The following is a 24,203-nucleotide window of genomic DNA, read 5'->3' as shown; positions in this document are numbered from 1 at the left end:
AAACCACCCGGAAGGGGGTGGTACTTCTCTGGTAGAGCTTTACTCGCCGACGTACTCAACCACTTCCAGACCGAAACCGCCGAGGGCATGGTACTTCTTCGGCGAGCTCAACAGGCGCATCTTGCTCACGCCGAGCGCCTTGAGGATCTGGGAACCCACGCCAACCCGGCGCGAGGTGCCCTGCCACTTGGCCCCTTCCGGTGCCAGTCCCTTGTCAGCGGCTTCAAAGCCCTTGACCCGGGCCAGCAGCTCGGCGCCGTGTGCTTCCGCTCCCAAGATCACCAGCACGCCGCCTTCGTCAGCGATGCGGGCCATGGATTTAGGCAGCGGCCAGCTGCGTGCTGCATGGCGGTCGGTCAGCAGCAGATCGCTCAGCACATCGTGCAGGTGGACGCGCACCAGGGTCGGCTGATCAGCCTGCACCTCACCCTTTTTCAGGGCGAAGTGAACCTGATTGTCGATGGTGTCGCGGAAGGTGATGAGGTCAAACTCGCCAAACTCGGTGGGCAGCTTGCACTCGGCCACCTTCTCGACCGTGGTCTCGTGCTGGTTGCGGTACTCGATAAGGTCGGCGATGGTGCCAAGCTTGATGCCGTGCTCCTCGGCGAACAGCTCCAGATCCGGACGGCGCGCCATGGTGCCATCTTCGTTGAGGATCTCGACGATGACGGCGGCAGGCTCGAAACCGGCCAGACGGGCCAGATCGCAGCCCGCTTCGGTGTGGCCGGCACGGGTCAGCACGCCGCCATCCTGCGCCATCAGCGGGAAGATGTGGCCCGGCTGCACCAGATCGGCTGCCTTGGCATTGGGCGCCACTGCCGCCTGCACGGTCACCGCACGATCGGCGGCTGAGATACCAGTGGTCACCCCTTCCGCCGCCTCGATGGAGACGGTAAAAGCGGTGGAGAACTGGGCATTGTTGCGATCAACCATCAGCGGCAGCGCCAATTGCTTGCAGCGATCCCGGGTCAATGTCAGGCAGATGAGGCCACGGCCGTAGCGGGCCATGAAGTTGATATCCTCCGGACGGACGCAGGAGGCGGCCATGATGAGGTCCCCTTCGTTCTCCCTGTCCTCGTCATCCATCAGGATCACCATCTTGCCAGCCTTGATATCGGCAATGATTTCCTGGGTTGTGCTCAGCGCCATGGGCTACTCCATCAGTGTGCTTGGGGGTTGAGCCCGCAGGCTCAACGCAAATGCGTGTGTATGTTGCTCTAGATTGGGGCGCATGGCCCCATTTCAATCGGAGCGGGATCACAGAAAATCGTTTTGGTCGGGGCCAACACCCCGACCATCAGAGAAAACCGGCCTTGGCCAGCTTGTCCAGAGTCAGGGTGGAGGCGCTGCTCTCCTGACTCTTGCCCATCATCAGCCGCTCCAGATAACGGGCGATCTGATCGACCTCGAGGTTGACCTTGTGACCCGGCTTCCAGCTGGCGATGGTGGTCTCCTGCGCGGTGTGGGGCACGATAGTCAGGCGGAAAAGGTCCCCCTGCACCGCGTTGACGGTGAGGCTGATGCCATCCACCGCAATGGAGCCTTTCTCGGCGATGTAGCGGGAGAGTTCCCCCGGCGCCTTGATCCAGTACTCGATGGCGCGGCCGCTGCTGGAGACGCTTTTCACCTCCCCTACCCCATCCACATGGCCGGAGACCAGATGGCCGCCGAGGCGGGAGGTGGGCATCAGCGCCTTCTCGAGGTTGACCCGATCGCCCACTCTGGCGGCGGCAAAACCGGTACGGGAGAGGGTTTCCAGCGACACGTCGGCGGTATAACTCTTGTCGCCCAGCGCCACCACGGTGAGGCAGACGCCGTTGGTGGCGATGGAGTCGCCCAGTTTGACGTCGCTAAAATCCAGACCTGGTGCGTGGACGGTGAGGGCCATGTCATCGCCCTGACGGCGCAGCTCGGCCAGGGTTCCCACCGCTTCGATAATTCCGGTAAACATGCAGATCACCTTGCTGATGACGGGGACTGATTATGCCCCCTTGAACATTGATAAATCAGGCTATTTTGGCGGTAATGCGAATATCCGGCCCCACCATGCGCACATCCTTGATGGCAAGCTTGGGGGCCTGGAACAGCCGGGTCAGACCCGGCAGATGGAACAGGCCGCGCCCTTCGTCACCCATCAGTTTGGGAGCCTGATAGAGCACCAGCTCATCCACCAGCCCTTTTTCCAGCAGAGCGCCGCAGAGCCGCGGGCCCGCCTCGACCAGCACCGAGTTGACGTTCTGTTTGGCCAGCAACATGAACAGGCTGACCAGATCCAGCTTGCCATCCAGCAGCGGCAGCTCCAGCTGCTGCACCCACTCGGGCCACTCGCCGGACGCCTTGTGACGGGCCAGCAGCACCGGACTCTCGCTCTGGAACAGCGGCAGATCCGGGGTAAGGCGGTTTTGCGAATCGACGATGACCCGCAGCGGCTGGCGCAGGGTCTCTTTGGGATAGCTCGCCTTGACCGAGGGGGGAAGCTCGTCCCAGCGCACGGTCAGGGAGGCACCATCGGCCAGCACGGTTTCAGCGCTGGAGAGTACCGCATCGTGGCGGGCCCGCAGTCGTTGCACATCGCGGCGCGCATCGGGGGAGGTGATCCACTGGCTCTCACCGCTCGCCATGGCGGTGCGGCCATCGAGGCTGGCTCCCAACTTGACGGTCACCCGCGGGAAGGCGGTACGCATCCGCTTGAAAAAGCCCGGGTTGAGCGCTTCGGCTTCGCTCGCCAGCAGGCCGAAATCTGTCTTGATCCCCGCTTCGGAGAGCATCCGCAGGCCACGTCCGCCCACCTGGGGATTGGGATCGACCATGGCTGCTACCACCCGGGCCACGCCGGCGTTGATCAGCGCTTCGGCGCAGGGGGGAGTACGACCGTGGTGGGAGCAGGGTTCGAGGGTTACATAGGCGGTGGCGCCACGGGCGTTGTCACCGGCGGCGCGCAGGGCATAGACCTCGGCATGGGGCTCGCCCGCCTTCTGATGCCACCCTTCGCCAACCACCACGCCATCTTTGACCAGCACGGCGCCGACGCAGGGGTTGGGGGCCGTGGTGTAGCGGCCGCGGCGGGCCAGTTCGAGGGCCCGACTCATCCATTGGTAATCATCTTGACTAAACATTCGGGCTCCTTTGACAACACATCTCGACTTTACGCAGTATCGTAGGTTCGATTAGCGCAGCGTGATCGGACGCGGCAACATGGGTGAGAATGGCGGTTTACTTCTCCAGCTTGGCGATCTCTTCGCCAAACTCGCGAATATCTTCGTGTCCTGAGGTAGAGAGGGGCGAAGTGGATATCCACTTGCCCATCCGATACCATCATTTCTCCAATTTGGCGATCTCTTCACCGAACTCGCGAATATCTTCGAAGCTGCGATAGACGGAGGCAAAGCGGATATAGGCCACCTTGTCCAGACTCTTGAGCTCATCCATCACCAGATTGCCCACCAGCTCGGAGGCGACTTCGCGCTCGCCGGTGGCACGCAGGCGGGATTTGATATGGTTGACCGCTTTTTCGATGGCCTCCATGCTCACCGGCCGCTTCTCCAGCGCCCGCAGGATGCCGGCGCGCAGCTTGTCTTCGTTGAACGGCTCGCGGGAGCCGTTGGACTTGATGACGCGGGGCATCACCAGCTCGGCCATCTCGAAGGTGGTAAAACGCTCGTGACAGAGCAGACACTCACGACGGCGGCGCACCTGATGGCCTTCTGCCACCAGACGGGAATCGATCACCTTGGTATCAACCGCACTACAGAATGGGCAATGCATCGGACCTCCGGCGTTAATGGAACAGGGACCGGCCCGGCGGGCCAGGATCTAGGTCGGCCAGTGTAACACGGCCATCCAACCGTGGTAAAAAGCGGAAAAGCGTGATTTTTCTGTTCGTTATCACTAATGGGCAACTCACTCGTCGTAAGGCAGAGTATCAGGATCACAACCCAGATAATCGGGGGCTGGGTCGACCGTAAACTGCACCGCATCGATATAGTCATGACCCAGCATCAATGCCTTGCCTATCCGGTGCATGCCATCCATCACCCGACCGGCGCTGTCGAGAATGATCGGGTAGGCGAGATCCGCCGCCATGATGAGCTGGCAGTGCTCGACTACGCTGCGCACCGTAGGAGTGGCGCTGCCATGGCCATACCAGTGATCACGGTCAAGCTCGGCAATGTCGCTCAATGCCACCGCCTGCCGCGGCAGATCACGGCTCAGTCGCACCAACCGCCGTACATCCCATGCCAGCAGCCCCTGCTCACTGGCACGAAAGTGATACTGGGCGCGGATTGCCAGCCGAAGCTCCGCCTCCAGCACCTTGTCCCGCTCTGCGCAGGAGTGTGCCTCTTCGCTCGGTAACTTCTCTTCGTGGTTCAATCTCATCCATCTCGTGTTGCCCAACGCCAGAAAAAACAATGCCACCCGAAGGTGGCATTGGTCTCAAACTGGATGGTCTGACTTATCAGCCATAAACCGGGAAGCGGCGGCAGATATCCAGCACCTTCTCGCGCACGGTGGCCAGCACGGCATCGTTGTCGTGGTTGTCCAGTACGTCGCAGATCCAGTGGGTCAGCTCGATGGACTCGGCCTCCTTGAAACCGCGGCGGGTGATGGCCGGGGTACCGATCCGCACACCGGAGGTGACGAACGGGGAGCGCGGGTCGTTGGGCACGGAGTTCTTGTTGACGGTGATGTTGGCTTTGCCCAGTGCAGCGTCAGCATCCTTACCGGTCAGCTCGCGGCCGATCAGGTCAACCAGCATCAGGTGGTTGTCGGTACCACCGGAGACGATCTTGTAACCGCGCTCGATAAAGGTGGCAGCCATCGCCTTGGCGTTTTTGACGACCTGAGCCTGATAGGTCTTGAACTCCGGCTCCAGCGCCTCTTTGAAGGCAACGGCTTTACCGGCGATGACGTGCATCAGCGGGCCACCCTGGCCACCCGGGAAGACGGCAGAGTTGAGCTTCTTGTAGAGCTCCTCGTCGTCAGCGGCGGAGAGGATCAGACCACCGCGCGGGCCGGCCAGGGTCTTGTGGGTGGTGGAGGTGACCACGTGAGCGTGGGGAACCGGGTTCGGGTAGACGCCAGCGGCAATCAGACCAGCCACATGGGCCATGTCGACGAACAGGTAGGCACCGACCTTGTCGGCGATTTCGCGCATGCGGGCCCAGTCAACGATGCCGGAGTAGGCAGAGAAGCCACCGATCATCATCTTCGGCTTGTGCTCGACAGCCTGACGTTCCATGTCGTCGTAGTCGATCTTGCCGGACTCATCGATACCGTAGGGAATGATGTTGTAAAGCTTGCCGGAGAAGTTGACCGGAGAGCCGTGGGTCAGGTGACCTCCGTGGGCCAGGTTCATGCCCAGTACGGTGTCGCCCGGCTGCAGCAGAGCCATGTAAACGGCGCTGTTGGCCTGGGAGCCGGAGTGCGGCTGCACGTTGGCGTAAGTGGCACCGAACAGCTCTTTGGCACGCTCGATGGCCAGGGTTTCGACCACATCCACATACTCGCAACCACCATAGTAACGCTTGGAGGGGTAACCTTCGGCGTACTTGTTGGTCAGCTGGGAGCCCTGGGCTTCCATGACACGGGGGCTGGTGTAGTTCTCAGACGCAATCAGCTCGATATGCTCTTCCTGACGACGGGTTTCGTCTGTGATGGCCTGCCACAATTGCGGATCATAATTGGCGATGGTCATGTCACGTTTCAACATCCGTTTCTCTCCTGAAAATCGTTTGCGCGTTAGGTGAAGTGGGCGCGGGCATTGTAACGTGAGCTGGATCAAAGAGACAGTCCAACCACCTAAAAAAATGTTGAATTTATGTTGTAAAAAGCAAGATTCCCTCCCCGTTCAATACCCTGGCCGCTCCGCCAAACGACACATTTTTCATCCCGCTGCGGGCGGGCAAAACCCGAAGGGGATCACAACGCCCTCTTTATCCATCTTGTAACATATTCATTCGAAACAAATTTAATGATGATGAAGCTGATTGCAGCCATGCATCCGAGGGGCTGCACCTAACCGGAGGAGTTCAAGATGGACCATCTGCTGACATTCGTGATCCTGGCTGTCTTTTTTCTGTTCTACTGGGTCTACTACACCAGCCAACGCAAGCATGTCCCCACCACCTCGTGGGAGCAGCTCCCCACCAAAGCCGACTATCTGGCGGCCCACCCTGAATCAGTCGATGGCGACATCATCTTCTGTTATCACTGCGGCCACCACGAGTTGCTGGAGGTGGGCATGGTGCACCTGACCGATTTTCGCCGGGAATGGGTCTGTGCCAAGTGCAAGCAGGTGCTGTTTCGCGAGAGCGAATAACGGCGCAGGGGCTGGCCCCCTCTGAACGTTGTGCATCGCCAGCAGGGATCAGAACGGCGCATCCCTGTTGGCCGCCAGCCACTGCTGCAACCCGCTCACCGCCGCGTCAAATTGCGCCCCGATTGCCGCAGGCTCCCCGCCTCCCGCCTCAAGAGCCGCACAGTGGCTGGCAAATTCGGTCAACCCCAGCGCCAGCGCACTCCCCTTGAGCTTGTGCGCCAGCTGACGTTGCTCACTTCCCTCACCCTGAGCCAACTTATCCAGCAACACCCGCCCTTGCGACTCAAACAGCGCGACCAGCTGACGGATCCGCGCCATGCCGAGCAGGGGCAGATCGGCATCCAGCACCGGATTGGCACACTCGGGGTGGTTAGTTGGGGGCACGGCTACTGATAACTGCACCTGTGGCTCGATAGCGGCGCCCTCTTGCCGAAATAGTTGATCTATGGCGTTCGCCAGCACCGCCAGCCGTACCGGCTTGCCGACAAAATCGACAAACCCGGCGGCAAGGCAGTGGCGGATATCCTCCGGATACATCTGGGCCGAGATGGCGATGGCGGGCAGCGGCCGCTCATGCATCTCCTCGCTGATGGCGGCCAGATCCTCGCGCAGGGTCATCCCGTCCATATCGGGCAGATTGATATCGAGCAGCGCCAGCTCGAAGGGGCGCTCAGTCACCAGCGCCAGCGCACTGCGACCATCCTCCGCCAGGGTGACGCGATGGCCGAGGCGGGTCAGCATGCCTTGCGCCACCAGCCGGTTGATCTCGTTATCCTCCACCAGCAGGATGTCACGGGACTGGCCAAGGTGCAGCGGTTGCGCCTCGGCAGGCAACTGGGCGCTCGAACGCTGCAACGGCAAACTGAAGCTGAATTCACACCCCTTGCCCGGTTCGCTGGCAAGGATAAGCTCGCCCCCCATGGCGGCCACCAGCTTGCGGCTAATCGCCAGACCCAGCCCGGTGCCGCCCTGATGGCCTATATCACGCTTGCGCTGGCGAAACGCCTCGAACACCGCCTCCTGCTCATCGGCCGGAATGCCGGGGCCGGTATCGCGCACCACGAAGCGGATGCAGGGCTCGGCGCAAGGGCCTTGGCAGGCAAGAGGCGCTACCGTCAGGGTAATCTGGCCACGGGCGGTAAACTTGACCGCATTGCCGAGCAAGTTGCCGAGCACCTGGCGCAGTTTGCCCAGATCCCCCTCGACCACAGGCGCCAGCTCGGGCGCATATTCCAGCGCCAGAGTGACCCCCTTGGCCTCTGCCTTTGGCCGGAACAACGCGCTGAGCTCATCCACCAGCTGGAACAGGGGGAAGGGTTCGCGGCGCGCCTCCACATGGCCCGCTTCTATCTTGGAGTAGTCGAGAATGTCGTTGAGGATCTCCAGCAGGGATTCGCCACTGTGTTCGATGGCGGCCAGATAGCGCTGCTGGGTATCGCTCAGGTGGGTATCTTCCAGCAGTGTCAGGCCACCCAGAATGCCGTTCATGGGGGTGCGGATCTCGTGGCTCATGGTGGCGAGAAACACAGACTTGGCGCGGTTGGCCTGCTCTGCCTCGGCGCGGGCCTGCCGCTGCTTCTCCACCTCCTCATTGAGCCGCTCGTTGGCGTGGCTGAGCTGGCCAGTGCGCTCCTCGACCCGCGACTCCAGCTCGCGCTGATAGCGGCCCAGCTCCACCGCATTGTCACGAAACACCTGCAGGGCCCGCCCCAGCTCCGCCAGCTCATCGCGCCCGGTACTGGCGATCGGCTCAAGGGGGGCCAGATCCCCGCGCGCCAACCGGCTCATCCCCGCCACCGCCCGTTGCAGTGGCCAGACGATCCGGCCATAGACCATGCGCCACATCAGCAGCATCAGTAGTAGCAGGGTGAGCAGGCCAATGGCCATCAGCGCCTGCTCCAGCAGCCTGAGGCGCTGGCTTAGCGCCTGCTGGCTCTGCCCCAGCGAATCGCGGGCACGGCTGACCAGCTCTCCGACCTGCTGGTTGAGGCTGCTCATCAGGGCCTCATTGGCATTGGCCAGCACCCGCAGCGCCTCCCCCTTGCCGAGCCAGTCGCTGCGCAGTTGCACCAGCTTGTCGCTCTGCGAAAGCACGGTCAGCGCCTGCTCCACCGCCTGACGGCGTGCCGGGTCGGTCACCGCCCCGGCCCGCAGTTGCAAGATGGCCAGCTCCCGCTGCCCCTCTTGCAATAGCGTTTGCAACTGTTCCTGTCGTTCGCTGCGCCACATCTCCTCGATGCGCTGCTGCTGCATCAGGGTGCGATGACGCAGCTCGGTCATCTGCTCCAGCCAGTCGAGATCCTGCTCCAGCAGGCGGTCCAGCGTCCGAGTCGCCTGCGCACCTTGTTGTTGGTAGAGGGAACCCAACCCCGCCACCATCACGGTTTCGGCGTTCTCCATCTGGCTGCGCGCCAGCTCGGCGATCTGCCCGGCCGCCGCCACCAGACGGGCCCGCTGCGCCTCCCCTTGCGCCATCAGGGTCAATCTTTCCCCCACCAGCCAGCCCTGCTGGCCCAGATTGCCGATGATGCTCTGACTGAGCTGATCGAGGCTTGTTGAACCCTGCCCACGACCAAGTTGCGCCAGTACCTGTTGCAGCTGTTGCCCCTGCAGGGTGAGCAGGCGTCCCTGATGCTCCCGCTCCTGCTCGCTGGTTGCGGTGGCCAGCAGCCGTGACGCGCTCTGGATCTCGCCGCTGAGGCGAGAGAGCGTGCGGGCCAGCTCCTGATCGGCCAGAGTCTGCTGCACCCCTTGCTCCAGCTGGCGCAGATGGCTAAGCCCCACCCAACCCAGCAGGGAGGCACTCAGTGTGAGTAATGCCATCAAGGAGAAGGCCAGCAGCAACTTGCCACCCAGGCCGGAAAAGATTCTCACGGGAAGTCCCTTGGTTGTGGTCGGCTTTGACCGGATAATATGGCCCAACACTTTAACAAAACCCCTGGCCATGCGAAGCGTCTATCTCTCCCCGTTGTTGCTCATGTGGTTGCTCACGCTGCCTCGCGCCGCCCTCGCCTTTGCGGTCGATATCTGGCCCGGCGGCGAATTCAGCGGCCAGCCGGTGCGCCAGCAGTGGCCGGAACCCGCCGCCGCAACCAAACCGCTGACCCTCTGTGCCCTCTACCCCCATCTGCGCGACGCCTACTGGCTTTCGGTCAATCAGGGCATGGTGGACGAGGCGAAGCGGCTGGGAGTCAAGTTGCAGATCCACGAAGCGGGGGGCTATGGAGCCCTCGCCGAGCAGCGCCAGCAGTTGCTGCGCTGCGTGCAGGAAGGGAGCGATGCCATCTTGCTCGGCGCGGTGAGCTATCAGGGCTTGCGCGAGGCAATCAAGGTCACGCCGCTGCCGGTCTTTGGACTGGTCAACGATCTGCCCAGCGGTCTGGTGCAGGCGAAGGTGGGGGTCTCCTGGTACCAGATGGGCTGGCAAATCGGCCACTGGCTGGCGCAGCGTCACCCCGCCGGCAGCAAGCCGGTCTCGGTCGCCCTCTTCCCCGGCCCGCAGGCAAGCGGCGGCAACAACTTCGTCGAGCCGGGCTTTGCCGACGCCATCAAGGGGAGCGCCATCAAGCTGGTCACCACCGAGCGCGGCGACAACAGCCGGGAAATCCAGCGCACGCTGGTGCAGCAGACGCTGGCTCGCTATCCCGACCTCGACTATCTGGTGGGAGGCGCCATCGCCGCCGAAGTGGCGGTCAACGAGCTGGCGCAGCGCCATCTCGACAGACCCCAGGTGCTGAGCACCTACTTCAGCCACGGAGTACAGCGAGGCCTGCGCCGGGGCAAGATCCTGGCCGCCAACAGCGATCAGATGCGGCTGCAGGGGCGCCTTGCGGTCGCTCAGGCTGTCTGCCTGCTACAACACCCTGATGCCAATACCGAGCAGTGCCCGCGGGTGATGGGGCCACCCATTCTGACGCTCTCTGCACCGCTGGCCGCCCCCGCAGATTCCCTCTCGGATGGCGCTTTTCGTCCCGTCTATCGGGTCGAATAGCCGTTCCAAATCCGATTAGCCCACTCAAGGAGAAGAGATGAAAGAGTTACATGCCAGCTGCCTGTGCGGCGCCGTCGCCCTGACCCTGCCGGATCAGTTCGACTATATGGGGAACTGCCACTGCAGCGAATGCCGCAAGTTTTCGGGGGGAGATTACGCCTCGGTCGGCGGACTGGATGGCAACAAGGTCACCATAGTGAAGGGGGAAGAGGCCATCGGCCGCTACCGGAAATCGGCAGAGACCACCCTGGCCTTCTGTCGTCACTGCGGCTCCAGCCTGTTCAGCCAGAAGAGCAGCAGCGGCAAGATCAACCTGCGCCTCGGGGTACTGGACGACGTGCCGAGCCAGCGGCCCGCGTTTCACATCTTTGTCGGCTCCAAGGCGCCCTGGCACCAGATTGACGATGACTGCCCGCAATTTGATACCCGCCCGCCGGTCTGATACCCGGTCAAACAGGTCAAGGCCACCGTAACGGGCTCAGGAGGCTATCTCACCGGCAAACAGATAGCCTTCACCATGAACGGTGACAAACAGCTGGGGATCCCGCGGATCCGGCTCCATCTTGCCGCGCAGCCGCCGGATCAACACGTCTATGGTGCGATCGCTCGGGCCATCGCCGCGATGGCTGATGAGGGTCAGGATCCGCTCCCGACTGAGCACCCGCCCGGCATGGGCGACAAAGGCCACCAGCACTTCATATTCGGCCTTGGTCAGACGAACCGGCACCCCGTCCTTGCTGAGCTGACGGCGGGGAATGTCAAAACGCCAGGGGCCGAAGCGCACCGCATCGTCAGCCACCGCAGGCTCGCTCGGTGCGGCGGCCGCCAGCGAGATCCGCCACAGCAGATTCTTGACCCGCACCAGCAACTCCCGCAGCTCAAATGGCTTGGTAACATAGTCATCGGCTCCCATCTCGAGGCCGACAATCCGGTCCACCGCATCGCTGCGGCCGGTGACCAGAATGATCCCCACCGTGCTGCGCGCCCGCAGTTCACGGGTCAGCAGCAGACCATCTTCCCCCGGCAGGTTGATATCCAGCATCACCAGATCGACCGTTTGTTCTGCCAGCATGGCGCGCATCTCCTGGCCGTTTTCGACCGCCGTCACCCGATAGCCCTCCCGCTCGAAATAGCCGGTCAGCTTCTCGCGGGTAACCGCATCATCTTCAACAACCAGAATGTGGTAGCTCATGGGCAGGGTTCACGATGGTCGACAAGGGAGGATTATTCTATTCACATTTTGTCATAAATACCCCTATTTCATTAATTTGTGGCGGCAGCCCTGTTCACAACGCCTCCCTATCATGGCTCCCATCAAAAAAGTGATGTGAGAGAGCATGATGAAAAAACTGTGGCACTTCCTGCGCACCCCCAGCCGTCGCTGGTCGGTACTGGCGCTGCTTCTGGTGGGCGTCGGCGTCACCCTCGCGGGCACCGTCGGCCTGCACTATGGCTTTGAGAAAACCAGCAGCCTCGAATTCTGTATCTCCTGCCACTCCATGAAAGACACCGTCTATCCGGAGTACAAGGAGTCCATCCACTTCAAGAATGCCTCCGGGGTACAGGCGGTCTGTACCGACTGTCATCAGCCGAAGGATTTTGTCGGCAAGGTGGCCCGCAAGATGGAGGCGGCCAACGACCTCTATCAGGAGTACATAGGCCACAGCATCGACACCCGGGAGAAGTTCGAGGACCGGCGCCTGCATCTGGCGGAGAAGGTGTGGGCACGGATGAGCCGCCAGAACTCCAAGACCTGCAAGTCCTGCCACAGCTACGACAACATGGATCACGCCAAGCAGTCCCCGGCGGCCGCGCTGGCGATGAAAGATGCGGCGGCGAAGAACATGAACTGCATCGAGTGCCACAAGGGCATCGCCCACGAACTGCCCAACATGGCGGGCGGCTTCCGGGCCACTTACGCCACCCTGGTCAACGACGCGCAAGAGGCGCCAGCCACCGAGACCCTCTACAACCTGGGTGAAAAAGATCTCTACGCCAGCGAACAGAGTACCGACCCGGTCGGCAAACTGCTGCCCGCCTCCCGCATCGACGTCGTAGACCGCAGCGGCGATCGCCTCAAGGTGACCATCGAAGGGTGGCGCGAGAGCGATGGCAAGGGCCGGGTGCTGAGCGAATACATGGGCAAGCGGGTCTTCGTCGCCACCATCCGTGACGAACTGAAAGCGAGCGAGAAAGTGCTCAAACAGGAGACCGACAGCGCCACCCATATCAAGTGGGAACAGGTTCAGGTGCAGGCCTGGGTCGATGGCAAGGGCTTTGAGTCCTCGCTCAAGCCGATCTGGGATTACGCCGGCGAGATGTACAAATCCACCTGCAACTCCTGCCACGGCGCGCCGGATCCCGCTCACTTCACTGCCAACGGCTGGATTTCGGGACTCAAGGCGATGTCTGCCTACTATCGCCTGAGCAAGGAAGAGGAGCGCACCCTGCTCAAATACCTGCAAAACCATGCCGCCGATACCGGTGGTCAGGGCAGCCACTAAGTCCGGATTCGAAAGAGGAATAACAAGATGATCAATATTTCCCGTCGTGGTTTTCTGGGTGGCTTGCTGGCCAGCGGTGCCTCTGCCCTGATCGGCCCCTCCCTGCTCGGTCGCGCCGTGATGGCCGCCGAGTCCGGCGAAAAACTGGTGCAGTCCGGCTCCCACTGGGGCGCCTTCCGTGCCCGGGTGGTCGATGGCCGCTGGGTCGAGACCCTGCCGTTCGAGCACGACAAGCACCCCACCGACATGCTCAAGGCCTTGAGTGAAGTGGTCTACAACCCCTCCCGCATCCGCTACCCCATGGTGCGGCTGGACTGGCTGCGCAAGGGGCACCAGTCCAACACCAGCGAACGCGGCCAGAACCGCTTCGTGCGGGTCACCTGGTCTCAGGCGCTCGATTTTTTCTATCACGAGCTGGAGCGGGTGCAGAAAACCTATGGCCCGAGCGCCCTCTATGCCGGCCACTCCGGCTGGCAGTCAGTGGGCAAGCTGCACTCTGCTGGCGCCATGTTGGGGCGTGCCATGAACCTGCACGGCACCTATCTGGCCAAGGCCGGTGACTACTCCACCGGTGCCGCCCAGGTGATCCTGCCCCACGTGGCGGGCGCCATGGAGGTGTACGAGCAGCAGACCTCCTGGCCGCTGGTGCTGGAACACAGCAAGACCATCGTTATCTGGGGCTCAGATCCCATCAAGAACCTGCAGGTGGGCTGGCTGGTGCCGGATCACAGCGTCTACGACTACTGGGCGCAGCTGAAAGAGAAGGTGGCCAAGGGCGAGATCCGTGTGATCAGTGTCGATCCGGTCAAATCCAAGACCCAGAAGTACCTCAATTGCGATCAGGTGACCCTGAATCCGCAGACCGACGTGCCGCTAATGCTGGGTATCGCCCACACCCTCTACAGCGAGAAGCGCCACGACGAGAAGTTCCTGAAAGACTACACCACCGGTTTTGACAAGTTCCTGCCCTACCTGCTGGGCACCAGCGATGGTCAGGTGAAGGACGCAGAGTGGGCCGCCGCCATCTGTGGCGTACCAGCCGAAACCATCCGCGAGCTGGCCCGCACCATGAGCAGCGGCCGTACCCAGCTTATCGGCGGCTGGTGCGTGCAGCGTATGCACCACGGCGAACAGTACGCCTGGATGCTGGTGGTACTGGCCTCGATGATTGGCCAGATCGGCCTGCCGGGGGGCGGTTACGGCTTTGGCTGGCACTACAACGGGGCGGGCACCATCACCTCCAGCGGCCCTATCATGTCAGGTTTCAGCTCGGTCATTCCCGGCGTTAAACCACTCCATGACGGCGACTGGAAGGGCTACTCCAAATACATTCCGGTGGCCCGCTTCGTCGACTGCATCCTCAATCCGGGCAAGCAGATCGCCTTCAACGGCCAGACCATCACCTACCCCCACATGAAGATGGCGGTGTTCTGCGGCAACAACCCGTTCCACCACCAGCAGGATCGCAACAAGATGGTCGCCGCCTGGCGCAAGCTGGAAACCGTGGTCAGCATCGATCACCAGTGGACGGCCAGCTGCCGTTTCGCCGATATCGTGCTGCCCGCCACCACCACCTATGAGCGGGACGACATCGAGCAGTGGGGTTCTCACTCCAACGCGGGCATTCTGGCCATGTACAAGGTGGTGGAGCCGCTGTTCGAGGCGCGCGATGACTATGACATCTTCGCCGATCTCTGCCGTCGCTTCGGTCGCGAGGTCGAATTCACCGGCGGCAAGAGCAAGCTGGAGTGGATCCAGAGCATCTATGACGATGCCCGCCTGCAGGGCCGCGGCATCGGCATCCGTCTGCCCCGTTTCAGCCAGTTCTGGCACGGGGAAGGCTTCGTCACCTTCCCGGCAGGCCAGCCCTGGGTGCGTCACGAGTCGTTCCGTCAGGAGCCGGATCTGGAACCCCTCGGTACCCCGTCTGGCCTTATCGAGATCTACTCCAAGACCATTGCCGACTACGGCTATGGGGATTGCCCGGGCCATCCGGTCTGGATCGAGCCCTACGAGCGCTCACACGGCGGGCCGGGCAGCAAGCAGTACCCGCTGCACCTGCAATCCTGCCACCCGGACAAACGGCTGCACAGCCAGCTCTGCTCCTCCGACAACTATCGCGCCACCTACACAGTGCAGGGTCGCGAGCCTGTCTACATGAATCCGCAGGATGCCAAATCCCGCGGCCTCAAGGACGGCGATCTGGTGCGGGTGTTCAACGGCCGCGGTCAGGTATTGGCTGGGCTGGTGGTGAGCGATGACTACGCCCCCGGCGTAGTCCGGATACAGGAAGGAGCCTGGTATGGCCCGCAAGAGGGCGGCAAGGTAGGGACTCTCTGTACCTACGGCGATCCCAACGTGCTGACCGCCGACATAGGCTCCTCCAGCCTGGCGCAGGCCACCACGGCCCACACCGCGCTGGTGGAGATCGAGAAGTTCCGCGGACAGGCGCCCGCCGTCACTGCCTTCGGCGCGCCGGAATCGGCCAAGGGCATCGACCCCATGTTCCCGGCACTCTGACCCCGGGGGGACGAAAGCGCCCCCTTGAGTTTCCTTTATTTTTAAAGTCGTTAGAATCGGGAGCCATCAAGGCTCCCGATTGCCATCCACGGAGGAAAAATGCAGGAATTTATGGCTACCAGCGAACGCCGGGCCGAACTCTACTGGTGGTTCTCCACCCTGTTCGCCGCCGAACTCAGTGATGAGCAGATCGCCGAATATGACACCTATGACGTGCGAAGCTTCCTGAAAAGCCTCTCCACCCTGGATCCGATGCGCGAAGCCGTGGCCGAGCTCAACGATGCCATCGCCCGCCTGCTGGTGCGCCCGGATCGCCAACTCGAACTCGCTGCCGACTTCGCCGGCCTGTTTCTGGTGGATCCCAAACAGGGCGCCCTGCCCTACGAATCGCTCTATCGTGGCGATGCCAAGCTGCTGATGCAGGCCCCGATGGCCGGGATGCAGGCCCGCCTCGATCGCCTTGGTATCAATGTCAGCGACAAATACAAGGAGCCTGCGGATCATCTGGCCATCGAGCTGGATCTGATGGGCAATCTCATCATCCGCGCGGCGGAAGCCAAGAGCGCAGCCGAGCGGGAACGCTGGCTCGACGAGCAGGAAGCACTGCTGCACGGTCATCTGCTGGGCTGGTTTGACAAGTTCGAAAGCGCCTGTCGCGCCGCCGACCGATTTGGTTTCTACGGCGCCAGTGCCCGTCTGCTGGGGGTCTTCCTCAAGATGGATGCTAACTACCTCTCTCTGGTCAAACCGGCACCGTCCGCCGACTGAGGCCGCGATGAAAACAGCCCTGCTTCTGATTGCATGCTGGCTGCTGGCCCTGATCCCGCTGGATCAGGGCATTACTCCCCTGATCGCGCTGCTGTTCAACCCGGATCGCGAGCTCTACGGCACCGCCCAGCTTACCGGCTTTGCCGGCATCCTGCTCACCCTCTACCTTGCCAATCTCGGCGTCGAGGTGGTGTTGCGCCGCCGCTTCCAGATTGCCGGCATGCTGGCGCTGCTGGCCGCCTGGATCGACTTCATCAACAGCAGCGGCAGCGAGTCGCACTTCCTGCTGCTCTACCTACTCGCCCTCCCGTTCCACCTGCTCGGCTGGCTGGTATTTGTGCGCGGTATTCAGGCATTTGGCCGAGAGAAAGGCTAAAAAACAGCCAATAATATTGCAAATCATGACAGCCAGGTCAGGCTCTTCCCAGTCATTACAAGCACATCGGTACAGCCCCCCGTAACATTTGCTTACATTCAGCTCCCGTTCAGTTTCACAAAAGCCGATATAGTGCCGCTCCTTTCGCCACACTACACAGGAGCAATAGTATGCCTCCACAGGATGCGCGCATCACAGGCCTCGATCTGTTGCGCGGGCTGGTCATCTTCATGGCAGTGTTTGAGCACTACACCGGTTATCTCAACTACTGGTACATCGATTTCTTCAATCGGGAGCATGCCTTGTGGGACAGCTTCTATGTGTCACACAAGGCAATGGCGGGACACCTGCTACCCATGGATCAGCTGACAGCACACGCATCAGCCTGGTTAATCCCCTGGGTAAGCCAGATCTACCTGGCCTTGGCCGCATTCAACCTGAGCCGCCGCGATCAGGCCAACTTCAAGCCGCAGCTGGGCAGCAAGCTGGCCCTGTTTGCCAGCATCATACTGATGCTCTATGTCGAAGGGTTGGTCATCGCCCCCAATTTCGGCGAGGCCATCTCGTTCTACCCGGTCATGCTCTGGATGTGCCTGCTGGCGCTCTTCTCCATGGTGTATGCCTGGTTCGGCATCCGCGGCATGCTCCTGCTGACCCTTCTAAGCCTGCTGCTGGATCAACTCGGCGTACAGGAGTTGCTCGGCCATATCGACAGCTGGATGAAGCTGCACGTTCACCCCGACTATGAGCTGGATGCCCGTCTCGACCTCTTCATGGCCAGTGGCTGCTTCGGCTTTCTCTATGGCTGGTGCTGGCATCAGCGCCCACAATGGCGAGATCGCCTCAACCGTCTGGTGCTGACGCTGTCACTGGTGGCGCTGGCCATCTATCTCATGTTCGGCGAGACAAGCACGGTCGAGCTCAACGACATCTACGCCAATGAACACGAACTGGCGCTGGACATGATCGGCCGAGCCGGGATCTGGGGTATGGAGTTTCTGGTGATCGGTACCGTGCTCTGGCTACACCAACACAATATCCGTCTCTGCTGGCGACCACTCAACTGGATCGGTATGTACTCGCTGACCGTATTCATCTTCCACAAGAGCATCTTCGTCCATCTGTGGGGCCCCTTGCTACTGTGGTGGACTGCCCGTCAGGGCACCATACTGCCCAACAGTTTTGGCCTTATCATGTTGCTCTGCACTGCCAGCGTACTGCTTATTTATGCTTTCCAGCGCTCCGGCATCATCTGTCATCTGATGGGAATGCATCAGGATCGGGACTGGCAGAGACTGTATGGCAAATAAGAGCGGGTTACTGCTGCTCATTCCCCTGATGCTGCCTTTCTCGGCCAGGGCGCTGGTTGTGGGTAGCCAATGGCAACTCGACAGCAGCAACGCGGGAGCGGGGGCCGACTCCACGGTACAGCTCTGGCTCGGCTATGAACGGGAAACACAGATGGGCCTTGTCTTTATTGATGGCCAAAGCGCAGGCGTTGCGTTATCCCTTTATAAACAGAGCTTTATCGCCTTAGGGATCAGTCCGATGGTGGTGGCGGATCACTCCCGCTTTGGTGCGTTATGGCGCATGGGCTGGCAACTGGATGACGAACACCAGCTCAGCATTGGCCAGCTTTATGATGTAACCGGTCGCTATGGCCAGCTGTGGTATATGGAACATTCGCTTCCGCTGCCTGCCAACGTATCCTTCAATCTATGGCTGACAAGAGGCGACCAGGCATACATGTCCGCATATGAGAGCGAAGAGGGATGGCGCGAATGGGGAATGACGCTGGAACGTAGCTGGACATGGAATCAGTGGAAGCTTGGCTTGGAAGCGGGCGCGAAACAGTGGCTGATGAAAGAGAGTGACTGGCAACCCACCATCAGCCTGACCCTGCGCTATCAATTAAGCCTTTAATACATCTTGAGCGGAAATCGCGCCGCTGTGATTGCCTTTCACACCTCACCGCCTCCAAATGGATTTCATCACCAAGACTTACCATATATAACAATGAGATAAGGTTATTCCTCCCCCCCAAAAAAAGGTTCGTGCCATACTTAAAACCGTTAAATGACAAATAAATCAATGCCGGGAGCCATCATGGATGGAATGCTTTTCAAGGCCGATACCGAAACAATTCTGCCCACGCTGTCAGATCAGAGCATACTCGAACAACTACTGAATACAGCCCCCTTGGGTATAGGTGTCTTTGACTGCCATTTCCGTTATTGCAAAGTCAATCAGGTACTGGCTGATATCAATGGCAAGACCATAGAGGAACACAAGGGCAAACATCTGAGAGAGATTGTGCCCAAGCTGGCTCCAGTACTGGAGCCCATGTTCCGGCAAATCCTGCGCCACGGTAGGCCCTACGTGAATATCGCCATCACGGGGCAAACAGCGGCACATGGCAGCAGCGCAAGACGGTGGCAGGCAACCTATAGTCCGATGTGGAACGACAGTGGCAAGCCGAGCGGTATCCTCGCCATAGTGCGCGATATTACCGAACAGTACGAAACAGAGCAGCGGCTGCAACTGGCTATGAGAGCGGCACAAATTGGCGTGTGGGAGTGGTATGTTGCAGAGGATAGATTGCTGTTTAATGGCGAAATTGAACCACTGCTTGGCATACCAGCTCACCAGTTCAAGGGAGGGCTGCAGGCTTTCATTGACTGCTTTGAACCTGAATCAGGCCAGCAGCTCAGGACAGTTCTGCAAAGGAAAGAGCCCATCCATCTCACCCTGAGCTTCATCACTCCCTTAAATGAACGTCACTGGGTTGATATTCATGCCGATCATGTTGCAGCCACGGAATCCATCGGCCACAGAGTGATGGGCGTGATCCACAACGCGACGGCCCGGCGGCGTCAGGAGGAGCGACTCCATCAGGCCAACGTGGTTTTCGATACTACGGCCGAGGGAATTATTATTCTGGACAACAATCACCGTATCATTTCGGTCAACCCGGCTTTCACCATGCTGACGCAATATGATGCCGAGGAGGTAATAGGCCAAGATCCTGGAATCGTTATACATCCGAGACGCTATACCGACCTCGACTCACCATGGCATCAACTGCATCCGGACAATAATGCCTGGCATGGCGAAATGGCCTGTTTACGCAAAGATGGCAGCTACTTCTCTTCATGGCAGCAGATTAGTGCCGTCTACGACAACTTCAACAACACCACTCACTATGTAATTGCCCTCTCCGACATCAGCGCCATTCGCAAGGTGGAAGCCGAGCTGAATCATCTCGCTTATCACGATCCCCTGACCGAACTCGGCAATCGCCATCTGCTGCAGGAGCGACTGACTCTTGAACTGAAAACCGCACAACTCAACAACAAGCGGTTGGGACTACTCTTTATCGATCTGGATGGTTTCAAACTGATCAACGACAGTCTGGGGCACGGGGTGGGCGATGAACTGCTCAAGCGACTGGCAGAACGGATCCGAAATTGCCTGCAACCGAATGAGCTGGCTACCCGCTTGGGTGGGGACGAATTTCTGGTGCTCATCCCCTATCTGGAAGCACCTGACGAGCTGATAACACTCGCCAATACTTTGCTGACTGCGCTGCGTGAACCGGTCGAACTGTCCCATGAGCAGGTTGCTATCTCGGCGAGCATCGGCATCGCTATCTATCCGGACCACGCAACCACCCCTGAGACACTGATCAGTGCCGCCGACAACGCCATGTATGAAGCGAAGAGCCAGGGTCGTAACGGCTTCCAGTTCTACACCCCATATATGGCGGAACAGGCTCGAGAACGAATGCAAATTGAACAGGGATTACTCAAAGCTCTCGAGCTTGAACAGCTTTGTATTCTCTATCAGCCCATGACTCATCTTGCCGGCGGTCATCTGAGTGGGCTGGAGGCACTCTTGCGCTGGAAGCACCCCAATGAGGGACTGATCAATCCAGCCCGTTTTATTCCGGTTGCAGAAGAGTGCGGCCTCATCGAAAAAATTGGCGAATGGGTAATGCGCAATGCCTGTGCACAGGGAAGAAACTGGCTGGCCGCCGGCCTGCCGGTGCCCCGCTTGTCAGTTAATGTATCGGTGCGAGAGATGCGCTCACCCGGCTATGTGGAACAGGTCGCAACTATTCTTGCCGAAACAGGGTTTCCGCCTGAGCGACTGGAGATTGAAGTAACGGAAAGCATCATACAACGGGTTGATCAGAGCCTAGATCTCTTTACCCGGCTGAAAAATCTGGGGGTTCAAATTGCCATCGACGACTTTGGCACCGGATTTTCGTCGCTGAGCCTGCTCAAGACTCTGCCGATTGATCGCATCAAGATCGACCGGGCATTCGTGCAGGCTTTACCGGAGGACAAGAATAGCAGGGAGCTCTGCCGCACCATCATCAGTCTGGCAGACAGTCTGGAGATGGAGGTTACGGCAGAGGGTATTGAAACTCGAGCACAATATACCTTCTTGCAGTCACTTAATTGTGGTGAGGGGCAGGGCTACCTGTTCAGTAAACCGCTGCATGTAGAACAGATGCACGAACGCTTGCATTGCCAAAGCGTTCAGCAGTAGCGATATCAGGGAAACGAACGGCCAACGACTGGACAATCAAACTATTTTCCAAACGTCAGGGTAGGAACACCACCGTTATCCCGGTCATTGGCCATGCGAGTGAGCGGTGAGTCACCCGAGTAACGGGAGCCTGGCTCACTGAGGGAAAACCTGGCTCCCGGCTTTTTGTCCTGCCATGCATGACCAAGCTGCTCAGCAACCCGATCCCGTACAGTCTGTGACGGCTCCTGGTGTGTAATAGCAAACTCTTTGGGAGGCTTGTCTGCAAGAACAGGCGCATCAAACTGCCACAGGGATGCACAGAGCAACAGAGAGAACATAACAACCTCTATCAATCAAAAACACCTTTTTACCCACTCACCGCGTGAGTGTCACCCATTACCCTGTAACCAAATGTTGCTGTCTATCCAAAAGTCTAATTGCCCCCCTCGACCAAAGGTATAAGTTGTTACTTAATTATTAAAAGTATGTATTCAAAGGAGTGACAGATGAGCGAGAGCAAGGTCTACCCGGTCAAACCCCACATCAGCAGCAATGCACTGCTAGACAAGGGCGACTACGCCGCCATGTATCAGGCCTCCGTCGAGGATCCCGAGACCTTCTGGGGAGAGCAGGGAAAAATCCTCGACTGGATGAAACCCTATAGCAAGGTCAAAAACACCTCCTACGATCCGGGCCATGTCTCCATCAAATGGTTTGAAGATGGCCAGCTCAACGTCTCCGCCAACTGCCTCGATCGCCATCTCGCCGAACGGGGCGACAAGGTTGCCATCATCTGGGAAGGGGACAACCCCGCCGAAGATCGCAAACTCACTTACCGCGAGCTGCACGCCGAAGTGTGCAAATTTGCCAACGTATTGAAAGCTCAGGGGGTACACCGCGGCGATGTGGTCTGCCTCTACATGCCCATGGTACCGGAAGCAGCTATCGCCATGCTGGCCTGTACCCGCATCGGCGCGGTACACAGCATAGTATTCGGCGGCTTCTCGCCGGAAGCGCTGGCTGGTCGCATCATCGACTCGGGCTCCCGCATCGTGATCACCGCCGACGAAGGGCTGCGTGGTGGCCGCCCGGTACCACTCAAGAAGAATGTGGATGAAGCGCTCACCAACCCGGATACCCAGGTCAACAAGGTGATCGTGCTCAAGCGCACCGGTGGCAATATCGCCTGGCACAGCCACCGCGACATCTGGTGGCACGAAGCAACCGCAGCCGTCAGCAGCGACTGCCCACCCGAAGCGATGAATGCCGAAGATCCGCTCTTTATCCTCTATACCTCCGGCTCCACCGGCAAACCCAAAGGGGTGCTGCACACCACCGGCGGTTATCTGGTCTATGCCACCCTCACCTTCAAATATGTGTTCGACTACCACGAAGAGGATATCTACTGGTGTACCGCCGACGTGGGCTGGGTCACCGGTCACTCCTATCTGGTCTACGGGCCGCTCGCCAACGGCGCCACCACCATCATGTTCGAAGGGGTGCCCAACTACCCGGCCACCAACCGCATGAGTCAGGTGGTGGACAAGCATCAGGTCACCATCCTCTATACCGCACCGACCGCCATCCGTGCCCTGATGGCCAAGGGCAACGAAGCGGTCACCGGCACCTCCCGCCAGAGCCTGCGCATCATGGGGTCAGTGGGTGAACCCATCAACCCGGAAGCCTGGGAGTGGTACTACCGCACCATTGGCGACGAGCGCTGCCCCATCGTCGATACCTGGTGGCAGACCGAGACTGGCGGCATCCTCATCACCCCGCTGCCCGGCGTCACCGACCTGAAACCGGGTTCGGCTACCAAACCGTTCTTCGGCGTACAGCCTGCGCTGGTCGACAACATGGGCGAACCGCTGGAGGGAGCCACCGAGGGCAACCTGGTGATCACCGACTCCTGGCCGGGTCAGATGCGCACCGTGTTCGGGGATCACGAACGCTTCGAGCAGACCTACTTCTCCACCTTCCCGGGCCGCTACTTCACCGGCGATGGTGCCCGTCGCGACGAGGACGGCTACTACTGGATCACCGGTCGGGTGGATGATGTACTGAACGTCTCCGGCCACCGCATGGGTACCGCCGAAATTGAATCGGCGCTGGTGGCCCATCCCAAGATCGCCGAAGCGGCGGTGGTAGGGGTTCCTCACGAGATCAAGGGTCAGGGCATCTACGCCTATGTCACCCTGATCGCCGGGGAAGAGCCGAGCCGCGAGCTGCACAAAGAGGTGAAGGAGTGGGTGCGCAAGGAGATTGGCGCCATCGCCACGCCAGATGTCATTCACTGGGCGGAGGGGCTGCCGAAGACCCGCTCCGGCAAGATCATGCGCCGGATCTTGCGCAAGATCGCCACCGGCGAAACCGACAGTTTGGGGGATATCTCCACCCTGGCGGATCCGGGTGTGGTGGACAAGCTGATCCGCGAGAAGTCGGAAGCAGCCTGATCTCCTGCCAACTCTTGTTCAAAGCCGGCCTTGTGCCGGCTTTGTTGCTTCTACAGCGGTACAAACAGCCTGAGCCGCTGAAACTGGACGCACAGGGAGGAGCGTTCAATAAATAGTCAGATGTAGAGATTAGACCAGTAAAATGCTGCTAATTTTCACGAAATCAATATAATTGCGAAATCTGTGTGCCAGGGCACACCGATTTGCGCAGAAAATGGCTAGATTTCTGGTAGTCCACAAGATAGCTGACAGATAGCAGCATTATCATCGAGGATGCACTCAATATGTCGCAAAATCACCGTATTCTCCTGCTCAACGGACCAAACCTGAATCTGCTGGGCAAACGGGAACCGGGCATCTACGGCAGCAAGACGCTTGATGAGATCGTCGCCGATCTGAAGCTCAACGCCAGCGAACTCGGTGTCACTCTGGAACATCTGCAATCCAACGCCGAACATGAGTTGGTCAGCCGCATCCATCAGGCCATGGGTCAGGTGGATTTCATCATCATCAATCCAGCCGCCTTCACCCACACCAGCGTCGCCATCCGCGATGCGCTGCTGGGTGTCGCCATACCCTTTATCGAGGTTCACCTGTCAAACGTTCATGCCAGGGAGCCGTTTCGTCATCACTCCTATCTGTCTGATGTCGCCAAAGGGGTCATTTGTGGTCTGGGGGCCGATGGCTATCAATTCGCTTTAACCGCGGCCGTGCGCCATCTGCACGCGGCTTGATA

The 24,203-nt window shown here is 59.9% G+C and carries 20 protein-coding genes; 12 read left to right on the top strand and 8 right to left on the bottom strand.

Going from position 1 to position 24,203, the window contains the following annotated elements; all coding sequences use genetic code 11:
* Nucleotides 1-39 precede the first annotated feature (39 nt).
* The 6 genes from ribBA to glyA all read right to left on the bottom strand — a co-directional run bounded on the left by ribBA (nt 40) and on the right by glyA (nt 5,710).
* Nucleotides 40-1,149, bottom strand: a complete 1,110-nt coding sequence (gene ribBA / locus G5171_RS08100) for a bifunctional 3,4-dihydroxy-2-butanone-4-phosphate synthase/GTP cyclohydrolase II (RefSeq protein WP_216979379.1) — start codon at nt 1,147-1,149, stop codon at nt 40-42.
* 148 nt (nt 1,150-1,297) lie between these two features.
* Nucleotides 1,298-1,951 (bottom strand): riboflavin synthase, encoded by a 654-nt coding sequence (locus tag G5171_RS08095; protein ID WP_005358459.1) that lies wholly within the window; start codon nt 1,949-1,951, stop codon nt 1,298-1,300.
* 55 nt (nt 1,952-2,006) lie between these two features.
* Entirely contained in the window at nt 2,007-3,116 is a 1,110-nt protein-coding gene (gene ribD, locus G5171_RS08090) for a bifunctional diaminohydroxyphosphoribosylaminopyrimidine deaminase/5-amino-6-(5-phosphoribosylamino)uracil reductase RibD (protein WP_005343507.1), read from the bottom strand.
* Nucleotides 3,117-3,315: 199 nt separating this feature from the next.
* Nucleotides 3,316-3,765, bottom strand: coding sequence for a transcriptional regulator NrdR (gene nrdR, locus G5171_RS08085; protein ID WP_005338880.1), 450 nt, complete (start codon nt 3,763-3,765; stop codon nt 3,316-3,318).
* 135 nt (nt 3,766-3,900) lie between these two features.
* Complete coding sequence (locus tag G5171_RS08080) at nt 3,901-4,377, bottom strand: hypothetical protein (RefSeq protein ID WP_337073539.1); 477 nt, start codon at nt 4,375-4,377, stop codon at nt 3,901-3,903.
* 79 nt (nt 4,378-4,456) lie between these two features.
* Entirely contained in the window at nt 4,457-5,710 is a 1,254-nt protein-coding gene (gene glyA, locus G5171_RS08075; RefSeq protein ID WP_040068624.1) for a serine hydroxymethyltransferase, read from the bottom strand.
* Nucleotides 5,711-6,034: 324 nt separating this feature from the next.
* Here glyA and G5171_RS08070 point away from each other — a divergent pair, with 324 nt between their 5' ends.
* On the top strand, nt 6,035-6,319 hold the full coding sequence (locus G5171_RS08070; protein ID WP_201938297.1) for a hypothetical protein: 285 nt from the start codon (nt 6,035-6,037) through the stop codon (nt 6,317-6,319).
* A gap of 48 nt (nt 6,320-6,367) precedes the next feature.
* On the opposite strand, the gene torS is transcribed toward G5171_RS08070, so the two are convergent.
* Complete coding sequence (gene torS, locus G5171_RS08065; protein WP_216949583.1) at nt 6,368-9,193, bottom strand: TMAO reductase system sensor histidine kinase/response regulator TorS; 2,826 nt, start codon at nt 9,191-9,193, stop codon at nt 6,368-6,370.
* A 70-nt stretch (nt 9,194-9,263) separates the two neighbouring features.
* On the opposite strand from torS, the gene torT reads away from it, so the two are divergent.
* Both torT and G5171_RS08055 read left to right on the top strand, forming a co-directional pair.
* On the top strand, nt 9,264-10,310 hold the full coding sequence (torT, locus tag G5171_RS08060; RefSeq protein ID WP_337073540.1) for a TMAO reductase system periplasmic protein TorT: 1,047 nt from the start codon (nt 9,264-9,266) through the stop codon (nt 10,308-10,310).
* 37 nt (nt 10,311-10,347) lie between these two features.
* The gene (locus tag G5171_RS08055) at nt 10,348-10,752 is read left to right on the top strand and encodes a GFA family protein (protein ID WP_337073541.1); all 405 of its coding nucleotides are present in this window, start codon (nt 10,348-10,350) and stop codon (nt 10,750-10,752) included.
* Nucleotides 10,753-10,788: 36 nt separating this feature from the next.
* On the opposite strand, the gene torR is transcribed toward G5171_RS08055, so the two are convergent.
* Nucleotides 10,789-11,502: a two-component system response regulator TorR gene (torR, locus tag G5171_RS08050; protein WP_337073542.1), complete on the bottom strand. Its 714-nt coding sequence runs from the start codon at nt 11,500-11,502 to the stop codon at nt 10,789-10,791.
* 145 nt (nt 11,503-11,647) lie between these two features.
* On the opposite strand from torR, the gene torC reads away from it, so the two are divergent.
* From torC to aroQ, 9 genes are all read left to right on the top strand, one after another.
* Complete coding sequence (gene torC / locus G5171_RS08045) at nt 11,648-12,814, top strand: pentaheme c-type cytochrome TorC (RefSeq protein ID WP_337073543.1); 1,167 nt, start codon at nt 11,648-11,650, stop codon at nt 12,812-12,814.
* Between the two features lie 27 nt (nt 12,815-12,841).
* Nucleotides 12,842-15,334 (top strand): trimethylamine-N-oxide reductase TorA, encoded by a 2,493-nt coding sequence (gene torA, locus G5171_RS08040; RefSeq protein WP_421244664.1) that lies wholly within the window; start codon nt 12,842-12,844, stop codon nt 15,332-15,334.
* Nucleotides 15,335-15,433: 99 nt separating this feature from the next.
* Nucleotides 15,434-16,102 (top strand): molecular chaperone TorD, encoded by a 669-nt coding sequence (gene torD / locus G5171_RS08035; protein ID WP_337073545.1) that lies wholly within the window; start codon nt 15,434-15,436, stop codon nt 16,100-16,102.
* Between the two features lie 7 nt (nt 16,103-16,109).
* On the top strand, nt 16,110-16,478 hold the full coding sequence (locus tag G5171_RS08030; RefSeq protein WP_227341296.1) for a hypothetical protein: 369 nt from the start codon (nt 16,110-16,112) through the stop codon (nt 16,476-16,478).
* Between the two features lie 170 nt (nt 16,479-16,648).
* Nucleotides 16,649-17,788, top strand: coding sequence for a hypothetical protein (locus G5171_RS08025; protein ID WP_421251347.1), 1,140 nt, complete (start codon nt 16,649-16,651; stop codon nt 17,786-17,788).
* Entirely contained in the window at nt 17,778-18,401 is a 624-nt protein-coding gene (locus G5171_RS08020) for a hypothetical protein (protein WP_421251348.1), read from the top strand. Before G5171_RS08025 ends, G5171_RS08020 begins: the two co-directional genes overlap by 11 nt.
* Nucleotides 18,402-18,593: 192 nt before the next feature.
* Entirely contained in the window at nt 18,594-21,032 is a 2,439-nt protein-coding gene (locus tag G5171_RS08015; RefSeq protein ID WP_421251359.1) for an EAL domain-containing protein, read from the top strand.
* Nucleotides 21,033-21,520: 488 nt separating this feature from the next.
* Entirely contained in the window at nt 21,521-23,467 is a 1,947-nt protein-coding gene (gene acs / locus G5171_RS08010) for an acetate--CoA ligase (RefSeq protein WP_216979389.1), read from the top strand.
* A gap of 284 nt (nt 23,468-23,751) precedes the next feature.
* Nucleotides 23,752-24,201, top strand: coding sequence for a type II 3-dehydroquinate dehydratase (gene aroQ / locus G5171_RS08005; protein WP_216979390.1), 450 nt, complete (start codon nt 23,752-23,754; stop codon nt 24,199-24,201).
* Nucleotides 24,202-24,203: the final 2 nt, after the last annotated feature.

Source organism: Aeromonas sp. 600774 (assembly GCF_049175075.1).
Lineage (GTDB): Bacteria > Pseudomonadota > Gammaproteobacteria > Enterobacterales > Aeromonadaceae > Aeromonas > Aeromonas veronii_A.
This window is presented reverse-complemented; position numbering and strand designations above follow the sequence as displayed.